Raw genomic sequence first — 9,287 nt, 5'->3', positions numbered from 1 at the left:
TTTGGGGCCTCTAAAAGACGTTGCATTGTTTCAATCTGATTCTGATAGAACGATTCTCTATCTTTTGCATCATCTAGCTGATTTTTTAGTATGTCTATCTGCTGTCTAAGCAGTAAAACTTCTGCCGAATTTGGACTGTCCACTTTTACAGGTTCTTTTACATCCTGTTTTCTAATAGGTTCACCAAATACTCGAATAGCTTCAGCCAAATCAATCTTATTATCAGAATTTTTACTTAAAATTCCTTTATTTATTTGGTTGTAAATTGTTTGTCTATTTATGCTGTAAAGCTTAGATAATTCAAGAACTGAAAGACTTTTCATGGTGTAAAACTATGCCTAATCTTGTCAAAAGTTGATGTCTATTAGACTGTCTAATAGACAAATGATCAAGTCTATAATTTAGGCAGCTTTAAACCCAACTTTTTGAAGATAAGGATGTAATTCTTCAAATCTAGTAGGGTCTTGAAGCATTTCAGCAATGCGTATGGCAAACTGCTGATAGCTTTCGGTTCCCTGAGAGTATTTACTCATTTCAGGTAATTCCGAAAGTTTATTAGAAAATAAGTGACGTTGAGCATCTGTCATTTTTGAGAAAGCATCTAAGGTATTAGGATCTCTCTTACTTTCGATATGCTCATGAGTTGATTTCTTTTGTTTAAAACTGAATGAAAAACCTGAAATTGAGCGACCTTTTTTATGCTGTTCATACTTCAGATTGATATCTGAAAACTCGTTAATTTGGTCTATAGCAATATCAAGTACACGTCTCTTAAATGCTTCCATTCTGGTGTATTCGTTTACACCAATACCCAATTGGCTACGGAATTTATTTAATTCAAAAAGAGGGGTCTTCCCTATAGATTTCCACTGCATTAATAATTCGTACAGACGAACTGCATAGACGCTTTTAAATTCAGATGTTTTTCGTAGATGATAGCTTGTGAAATATTGTTCAAACCCATCTATTTTAGTTACATGTTCGATAACTACACGAGTTAATGTAACGAGAATTCGACCTTCACCTTTTCGATAGTTTGCATCTTGAATCCAACGACTTTTCGTTAGACTTCCATCTTCATTTGTAATGGTAAATTGTCGCTTAAATAGCGAATCTTCTGCTTCAATCAAAGCTAAATAAGCGGCATCTGGCGAAACATTAAAGGCTTTCGCATATCTAATGGCACTTAGTTCTAATGGTTCATCAGTGGATAACCCTTGTCCTGTTTCCCGAGCATCTACAATAGCGAGCTGTAAAAGACGAGTTTCGCTTAAGGTTAGAGTCTGTAAGGCCTGAACAAGTTTATTTGATTTTACGACTAAGTCTGTCATGTTGTTTTATTTAGCAACGGTTTTATTGTGTTGCTATAACAACATAATCAAAATGCGTTGTCAAATACCGAGGAAACGTTGCTATATAACCGAGGAAACGTTGCTATATAACCGAGGAAACGTTGCTATATAACCGAGGAAACGTTGCTATATAACCGAGGAAACTCTTTTGTATAAAGGCTTACAGCAGGTCTAAAAGCATTTAAAATTTTAAAAATTATTAAAAGCCCTGGGAATGAAAAATTGCCCTTGGTTTTCGCTACGCTCAAACTCTATTGAATCTCGCTTTCGCTCGATTCGTGGGGCAATTTTTTGGATCATCCGGTTGTGACTTTGAGAAAAAACAAAGGCAAGAGCAAAAGCAGCTCGGAATTCGCTCCGCTCATAAAGCTTTTTTACTCGCTACGCTCGATCTAGACTCAATTTTCTGCATGTGATTTACGCTTATTTAGGCTTCACAGCCTAAAAAGCTGTTTTTCAGAGAGTCGAGGTGCGAATTTTGGTACTTCGCTCGTAGACACTCGCTCTATTCATACCGATTAGAATAAAAATAGCCTCTATTTTGCGCTCATTTGCGTTTTTTGACCTGATTACTCATCCCAACAGTGGATTCTATGTCTTAAGTAAAAATGTGGCTGAAATCGCATGTGAGAGTGTTTTAACTTGGGTTTTATTTTCGATCTGTAGGCTAGAGTTTCCTCTTATAGATTTTTCTCTTAGAAACACAATAGCCAGGATCTCTTTTGGCCAAGCACTATCTTTACTGTCAATTCAGTCAATTAAATGAATTGGGAGCCGGTACATACCGGCAATTTTTGGTTCACACACCACGCATCTAAAGATAAAGGCTTCAAAGCCTTATGCCATAAGGGATACAGCGATTTTTCATCTGTCTGGAAAGCGTTTACGCTTTTAGCATGATTTTTATTGTATTTCATAGGCTTAACTGTAAACACTTTTTGTTGCAGATAAAATGCAATATTTACTTACAAAACAATGAGATAGCTTGTAATCATCTTTGTTTACGTTTTTATGTGAATTTCTCTTTTTATATTAGATATTTAACCTGTAATCATTAAAACTTAACACAGTGTTTACTTATATTTGATAGTTACTTTTTAGAAATTAGGTGCTTAGATTGAAAACAAATTGTAGGAGTTTTTCATGAACAGTACTCGAACTGTTGCCGTCAGATTAGACAATCAAGTCGCACAAGAATATGAGCGTTTGGCTCAGTTGAAGGGCGATAAATTAGGGACTTATTTGCGGGATCTGCTGACCAGTAATTTACAGATGGCCAGTATTGAACGGCAGGCCAGTCGGATTGAAACATTGGTGAATGATTTTGAAAAGCAGATTAACTATTCCCTCGATAAGTTTACTGAAGCCAATTATTTAAATGAAAAATTCTTTGAAGACTTTGGCCATATATATATGTTTCAAATTGGGATGCTGATGCATCTAAAAGTCGATCGAGGAGACATCCAAGGAATGCAAACAAAAGGAAATGCATATGCCCAAAAGAATTATTTTGAGTGGAAAAAGCCATGAGCAATATTATTCAACTCTCTAAACCATGTACTTTCTGTGATTCAAGGGAAAACGTACAGCTTTTTGCAGGGCTGATGCTTTGTGGAAGTTGTCAGGAAAACATCCGGATCACTAATCCTGGCATGTTTGAGGCCAATGATCAGATTGAACAAAAAGCCCAGGATTAACCTGGGCTGCGTATAAGAGATTTTATGTTAAATGAATCTGTAGATCGTTAATAAAAAAATTATTTAGATAATTCAATTATGTATATAATTAACAATTGAAAATAATTAATTTAGATAGTTATGCATACACTTCATCCATATAAAATCAGCGTTTTTGACCGGGCTACAGAGAATAAAGGATATGCCAAATTAGGTTCAATCAAAGGCACAGTAGATGGTTTTTCATTTATTGAAACATGGATAAAAGCCAACCAAAAGTTGGGGCTAATTATTGACCATAAAGCCAAAACATCAATTCTTTTTAGAGATGATTTTATCTTTGATTTTACAACAAGAACTATACATGGATGGGTATGTGTAGGAGATTATGGTGTTGCAAATCCTATTTTAGATATAAACACTGGTAAAACAGCTTTTGATAAAAAAGAACATAATGCGGAGTTAATTCCGCATTTCGTTTACTTAAGAATTCCCAAAAACTATTCTGAAGGTTTAGCTTTATTTCATGGAGTTAGAGGAAAAGGTATTAAATCTATTTTTGTTGAGTTATTAAACAAAGAAGCTAGAGCAAAGTTAGATAGAGTATTTGGATTCACAACTTTGTCATATGGTAAGGCAATGAGCCTATGGCAAGATGCTATTGCAAAAGAAATTACAGCAATACCAAAAGTTGTAGTATCTGATGTCGCAGATAAAGTAAATGAAATTAATCCTAGAGCCGAAACATTCGTGACCATTAAAGCTCCTCGTTTAGGTAATTTTGGAACATGGTCTTCTTTTCATAAGCAAGGTTCTAAACAATATGAATTGTTAGAAGTGTTGGAAGAACAATATGATGACATTCGCACTGTCATTGAGCGAAATGGTAAAAAACGTAAATTAAGAATCGGTACAAATATTACAGATGATATTTGTGTTATTGAAGCTCCTGATAACCTTGAGTTGGTAGGAGGAAATCCAAAATCAGCAAGTATTGTCAATTGGTGTAAAGATACTGAAAGTGATTTCAAAATTAAGCTAGATGAACCACCAGAGGTGCCATCATCATGAGTACAAAAATTAATATAATATCAATAGTTAAAGGTCACTTCCGCTCACTAACAAATTCAGATAATTCATTTAACTTAGCTGATTGTCTGACTTTTAAAGCATTTCCCTTACTGGTAGCTATTGTATTTGCTTTAGTTTGTCCAAAACTTAGTTCGAATACTATCTCACTTCTAGTTAATTTTGGATCAATTTTTACTGCCTTATTATTGTCAGTATTAGTACTTATTTTTGACCAAGAAAGTAAAATTGATGAACAATATGAAAAAAACTTGCTTTATAAAGAGCAACTTGAAAAAAATCCTGAGCTAAAGGAATCTAGTACATATAAGCTTATATATTCAAAAAATTATGATGAAAAATATCCAATCAAGAAGCAACTTTTAGGACAACTATATTTTAATATAAGTTTTTCAATTATTTGTGCTTTACTGCTAGTTCTAAGTTGTTTGATATATTCAGAATTAATTGAATCCAATTTTTTATATGTTAACTATGTAATTCAAATCTTCTTATTTTTTGTTATTGCTATTTTAATAACAATATTTTTGAATATTTTAATGATAGTAAAGAGATTACATGTTCTGTTAACTAATTGAATAAATTATTTAGAAGTAAAAAGAGGAATTTGATATTCCTCTTTCTTTTTCTAGTAAGGCTCATTCATCAGCAAAACTCAGACTCATTCTTCGGAGAGCTTTTTTCTGAGAATCAGATAATTCCGAAACCTCAAGTACACGGCCAGACTGTGCCCTACGATGAGCTTGCATTCGCATATTAGCTACTCTTCGAGTCGATTGAGTTCGCCATACTTCTAAAGGAACACCTGCTCTACGAGCACGCTCTTCCTGTATTTCGAGTGGAACACTAATTACTGACATAGTTAGTTAGCCTCCGTTAAATAAAACCAAATTTCAGAATTATATTCTTCAATATCTTCTAAATAGAATAACGTATTTTTATCAAATAAAACTTCATTTTCTGTATCTGAATTTTCACTATAATCAGCTACATGTTTGCCAGTCATTGAATTTATAATCAGCTTATGCGGTCTGTGCTGTTTAACTTCCCAATCCAAATTTGCACTTATAAAGCATGGAGACTGAATTTCATAAGTGGTAAGTATTTGTTCGACAACATTCTCTGGAAGATGTTGTCTACTTATTGGTAAATCTAAATATTGAGAGGTTAAAGGCTGAAGAAATAAATTATGTTGGCCTAAATTAAGTTCCATTGGCTCAGAACGATAATTTGGTAATTTACTTAGTTTTCTAGACAAAATATCTGAACTTATAAAAAGAGCTCTTTTCATGTCTGTAGAAAAACCTTGACTTAGTCGAGTACCTAAGAGGTTTTGGTTGAGTGCTTCAAATCCATCACTTAAATAATAGCAAAGAGCGATATCTTCAAGTTCTGATTCATTGCAACCAGAATAATTTATGCCAGTCCAGAGACTAATGGCTTCGTTTTCATTCATTCATTGTTTACTTGATTCTTCTTAAGCATATGTAAAATAAGATAAAAATTTTTCTTAGTCAAGCTAAAGTTTTATGATTTATTAACCCAAGATTTTCTAAAATTAATATAATACGGATTATGCGAAGTAAATTTTGATAATAAAAAACCCCAGCATCATGCCGGGGTTTTTTATTGGAACATTAGGTCTCTGTGCTTTTGCCTGTCTTATATAGCGCCATCCTGGTACTTATTTTTAATTATATGGAACTTCCTGTTCCTGACCATTCAATCATATGAAAATTCCAGTATGTCGCATAGCAGCAAAGGGCCAAAATTGATGTGAGCCAAAGCGTACAAAGTGCCTGAAATTTATCCACAAGAAATGGGGATAATTTCGAACATTCACGCATTGATAAAATTTAAAAAATCGCAAAATTGATTACTTTTTAAACAAATTTATTGGCAAGAACTATCAAAAACGATCATAAAAAAGCCGACTTGTTTCAAAATCGGCTTTTTGGTCATTTTTGGATTTTTCTTGTTTTATCAAGTTATTGATATTTATATTAATATACAAGTGTACTTCGTATAACCACCATTATGTTAAATGGGTGGATTATTTTCATTAATGATCCCAAAAGCTTTTCTCCATGCCTGAGGGCTGGTGCCATATTTTTCACGAAAATTTTTTCTAAATGACACGGTATTATTAAAACCTGAAAGCTCGGTTATCTTTTCGATAGACAAGTTTGTCGTTTCTAAAAGTTCACAACTTAATCTGATTCTTTCAGTATTCAGCCAATCGACTAGGGTCATGCCTGTCGCTTTCTTAAAATGCCGTGTGAACGTCCTGCGTGTCATATGTGTCCGTTCAGCGAGGCTTTCAATATTATGTTGTAAAGCTAAATTCTTTCTTAAAAAATCAAGTAATACATTAATTTGTGCATCTTGGCTCGATTCTGCGACTGGCTGTTCAATAAACTGAGCTTGCCCACCTTCACGGTGAGGCGGGATCACCATTACTCTAGAGACTTTATTCGCAATTCGTGCATTATAGATTTCTCGTACCAAATATAGGCAGCAGTCTAATGCTGCACCTGTTCCAGCAGAGGTTACAATCCTTTGGTCTTCTACATACAGGGCATCATGATCAAGTTGAACCTGTGGAAACCGCTCACTGAAATCTTGTTCAGCCATCCAGTGCGTAGCTGCTTTTTTATGGTCAAGTAAACCAGCATATGCCAGTGCATAAGTTCCATAGCATAACCCTACAATTCTAATTCCAGTCTGATATGCACAATTTAGGGCATCGATAAGTACTTGTTCAGGCTCGTGATTAAAATCATCCCACCCAGGAATAATAATAAGATCCGACTCTTTAATGAGCTCGACCCCACCATCAGGGATAATCATCATAGACTGTTCTGTTGTTACGGGCTGGCCATCTATAGAAAAAATTTTCAGATCAAATAAGCGTTTATCTTCAATCTTGATATTGAAAATGATATGGGGGATAGAGAAGTGAAATGGATTTATATTGGGATATACGAACAATCCAATCACTGGTATAGCCATTCAATCTACCTCTCTAAAATAATAAATATAGCATGTTGTCCCAATAGTTTCGATGATTGTCCTTAAGGACAATTTTATTGCTTAATTTTTCCTATCATGATTCGAGTATGACTAAATGATTGGATCTGGAACATGAATAAAATTTTAAGTAGCTCTGTTATTGCACTCTCTCTGGCAATGGCTTCAGTCCATTTATATGCGAATGATAAGGTGGTTCAGCGAGATACTTCTAAAGTTACGCATATACAAGAAATTCGCAATGCAACGATTAAAGTAACCTATGCTGATACGACTTTTTTAATTGACCCAATGTTTGCTAAAAAAGGATTCTATGAAGGTTTTCCTGATACTCATCGTAGCTATTTACGGAACCCATTAGTCGATTTGCCTATCAAGCCCGAAACGATTTTAGAAGGTGTAGATGCGGTAATCGTGACCCATACCCATTTAGATCATTGGGATGATGCAGCACAAGCGACTATTCCGAAAAACATGCCGTTGTTTGTACAGAATAAAGAAGACCAGAAAATCATTCAGTCACAAGGCTTCAAAGATGTTCGTGTATTAACTCAAGCGACCTTTGAAGGGATTAAGCTCACTAAAACTGGTGGTCAACACGGTACTGATGCCATGTACCGTATTCCTAAGCTTAAAGCTGGATTAGGTGAAGCAATGGGTGTGGTATTTGAAGCTGCTGGCCATGAAACTGTTTATGTGGCAGGAGATACCATCTGGCGTTCTGAAGTTGATCAAGCGATTCAAACATTTAAACCTGATGTGATTGTCTTGAATACAGGTAACGCCTTGGTTGATGGCTTTAAAGAATCCATTATTATGGGCAAAGAAGATACTTATCATGCAACTCAGAAAGCACCAAATGCTAAAGTGGTTGCTGTTCACATGGATGCAATTAACCACATGTCGGTAACACGTGCTGAGCTTGCAGATTACGTAAAGGACAAAGGAATCCAAGATAAGGTTTTAATTCCTATCGATGGTGAAACGCTTTCTTTCTAAAGTGACTTAAAGAAGTGGAAGCATTCCACTTCTTTAAAACATAAGTAGAACAAAACAAATATTAGTTAAGTAAAGGAATAGGTATGTCAAAATCAGCTTTATTAGTTATCGACTTACAAAATGAATATCTACCTACAGGTAAATTACCATTGGTAAATATTGAACAAGCTGCTGCTAATGCAGTGAAAGTAATTGCGAAAGCCCGTCAACAGGGTACTCAAGTGATTCATGTCCAACATATTGCTGATGCTGAATCTCCTATATTTGAACCTAGCTCAAATGGTATTGAATTTCAGGACACAGTTAAGCCGCAAGAAGATGAATCTGTGATCATTAAAAATCACATCAATGCGTTCTTAAACACGAATCTCAAAGAAATTTTAGATAGCAATCAAGTGACTGAGTTAGTCGTGATTGGTGCTATGACGCATATGTGTGTTGATGCTGCTGTTCGTGCTGCTTCTGATTTTGGTTATAAGGTAAAAGTGATACATGATGCTTGTGCAACACTAGACTTGGAATTTAATGGCGTTAAAGTACCTGCTGGTCATGTCCATGCAACATTAATGGCCGCTTTTGAATTTGCATATGCTCAAGTAATATCAACTGAAGATTATGTTAGCTAAAGACTAAGATTTCCTAAAATTAACATAATACACCTTATACGAAATGCGTTATAATTATCTTTAGAAATCAATGCTGTAGTTACATGATTTTAGCCCACATACCCTCTGGTGGGCTTTTTTTATGATTTTTCACGTTCCACGCCTATTATTTAATCAATGTTTCACGACTTTGTTCATATTAGTTAAACAATCGTGGTTAATCATAGGGTCTAAAAAAACGGCTCCAAAAGCCCCTTTTCTCCGGCTCCTGTTCAACGTGCTCCGGCACTGGAATCCGCTTATTTTCAGTCGCCTCCAGTTCTTTCTGCGGCATGGCAATAACTTCTTCTTTTTCCTCTGTCATCGGCTCAGCCTGAGTAGGCTCTGGATCGATAGACGTAGGGATATGAGGTTTTGGGGCCTCTAAAAGACGTTGCATTGTTTCAATCTGATTCTGATAGAACGATTCTCTATCTTTTGCATCATCTAGCTGATTTTTTAGTATGTCTATCTGCTGTCTAAGCAGTAAAACTTCT

General features: G+C 35.1%; 11 protein-coding genes. 6 read left to right on the top strand and 5 right to left on the bottom strand.

Annotated features, from left to right (window positions below; genetic code table 11):
- Both KVY11_RS16400 and repM read right to left on the bottom strand, forming a co-directional pair.
- Positions 1–323 (bottom strand): plasmid replication DNA-binding protein (locus KVY11_RS16400; RefSeq protein WP_218289558.1); only part of this gene is annotated, 323 nt, incomplete at its 3' end.
- A gap of 78 nt (positions 324–401) precedes the next feature.
- Entirely contained in the window at positions 402–1,331 is a 930-nt protein-coding gene (repM, locus tag KVY11_RS16395) for a replication initiation protein RepM (protein ID WP_087554568.1), read from the bottom strand.
- Positions 1,332–2,495: 1,164 nt separating this feature from the next.
- Here repM and KVY11_RS16390 point away from each other — a divergent pair.
- From KVY11_RS16390 to KVY11_RS16375, 4 genes are all read left to right on the top strand, one after another.
- Positions 2,496–2,882: a hypothetical protein gene (locus tag KVY11_RS16390; RefSeq protein ID WP_104442467.1), complete on the top strand. Its 387-nt coding sequence runs from the start codon at positions 2,496–2,498 to the stop codon at positions 2,880–2,882.
- On the top strand, positions 2,879–3,049 hold the full coding sequence (locus KVY11_RS16385; RefSeq protein WP_171285022.1) for a hypothetical protein: 171 nt from the start codon (positions 2,879–2,881) through the stop codon (positions 3,047–3,049). The genes KVY11_RS16390 and KVY11_RS16385 overlap by 4 nt, the downstream gene beginning before the upstream one ends.
- A gap of 120 nt (positions 3,050–3,169) precedes the next feature.
- A complete protein-coding gene (locus KVY11_RS16380; protein WP_218289557.1) occupies positions 3,170–4,099 on the top strand; it encodes a hypothetical protein in 930 nt (309 codons plus the stop codon).
- Entirely contained in the window at positions 4,096–4,695 is a 600-nt protein-coding gene (locus KVY11_RS16375) for a hypothetical protein (protein ID WP_218289556.1), read from the top strand. Before KVY11_RS16380 ends, KVY11_RS16375 begins: the two co-directional genes overlap by 4 nt.
- 284 nt (positions 4,696–4,979) lie before the next feature.
- Here the strand turns inward: KVY11_RS16375 and KVY11_RS16370 are convergent, their stop codons facing one another.
- Together KVY11_RS16370 and KVY11_RS16365 are read right to left on the bottom strand one after the other, a co-directional pair.
- Positions 4,980–5,573, bottom strand: coding sequence for a hypothetical protein (locus KVY11_RS16370; protein ID WP_218289555.1), 594 nt, complete (start codon positions 5,571–5,573; stop codon positions 4,980–4,982).
- A 584-nt stretch (positions 5,574–6,157) separates the two neighbouring features.
- The gene (locus tag KVY11_RS16365) at positions 6,158–7,129 is read right to left on the bottom strand and encodes a GlxA family transcriptional regulator (protein ID WP_004976500.1); all 972 of its coding nucleotides are present in this window, start codon (positions 7,127–7,129) and stop codon (positions 6,158–6,160) included.
- A 132-nt stretch (positions 7,130–7,261) separates the two neighbouring features.
- Between KVY11_RS16365 and KVY11_RS16360 the strand changes: the two genes are divergently transcribed.
- Both KVY11_RS16360 and KVY11_RS16355 read left to right on the top strand, forming a co-directional pair.
- Entirely contained in the window at positions 7,262–8,146 is an 885-nt protein-coding gene (locus KVY11_RS16360; protein WP_005176778.1) for an MBL fold metallo-hydrolase, read from the top strand.
- Positions 8,147–8,229: 83 nt separating this feature from the next.
- Positions 8,230–8,772: a cysteine hydrolase family protein gene (locus KVY11_RS16355; RefSeq protein WP_004637127.1), complete on the top strand. Its 543-nt coding sequence runs from the start codon at positions 8,230–8,232 to the stop codon at positions 8,770–8,772.
- A 196-nt stretch (positions 8,773–8,968) separates the two neighbouring features.
- Here the strand turns inward: KVY11_RS16355 and KVY11_RS16350 are convergent.
- Positions 8,969–9,287 (bottom strand): plasmid replication DNA-binding protein (locus KVY11_RS16350; RefSeq protein ID WP_218289554.1); only part of this gene is annotated, 319 nt, incomplete at its 5' end.

Origin of the sequence: Acinetobacter sp. CWB-G5, from assembly GCF_019209785.1 — a bacterium.
GTDB lineage: Bacteria > Pseudomonadota > Gammaproteobacteria > Pseudomonadales > Moraxellaceae > Acinetobacter > Acinetobacter johnsonii.
Note: the sequence above shows the minus strand (reverse complement) of the source record. Positions and strands in the feature narration are given on the sequence as shown.

Coding starts and splice junctions, on each gene's coding strand:
- KVY11_RS16390 (WP_104442467.1), top strand. CDS start 2,496: ATGAACAGTACTCGAACTGTTGCCGTCAGATTAGACAATCAAGTCGCA.
- KVY11_RS16370 (WP_218289555.1), bottom strand. CDS start 5,573: ATGAATGAAAACGAAGCCATTAGTCTCTGGACTGGCATAAATTATTCT.
- KVY11_RS16360 (WP_005176778.1), top strand. CDS start 7,262: ATGAATAAAATTTTAAGTAGCTCTGTTATTGCACTCTCTCTGGCAATG.
- KVY11_RS16385 (WP_171285022.1), top strand. CDS start 2,879: ATGAGCAATATTATTCAACTCTCTAAACCATGTACTTTCTGTGATTCA.
- KVY11_RS16380 (WP_218289557.1), top strand. CDS start 3,170: ATGCATACACTTCATCCATATAAAATCAGCGTTTTTGACCGGGCTACA.
- KVY11_RS16365 (WP_004976500.1), bottom strand. CDS start 7,129: ATGGCTATACCAGTGATTGGATTGTTCGTATATCCCAATATAAATCCA.
- KVY11_RS16355 (WP_004637127.1), top strand. CDS start 8,230: ATGTCAAAATCAGCTTTATTAGTTATCGACTTACAAAATGAATATCTA.
- KVY11_RS16375 (WP_218289556.1), top strand. CDS start 4,096: ATGAGTACAAAAATTAATATAATATCAATAGTTAAAGGTCACTTCCGC.
- repM (WP_087554568.1), bottom strand. CDS start 1,331: ATGACAGACTTAGTCGTAAAATCAAATAAACTTGTTCAGGCCTTACAG.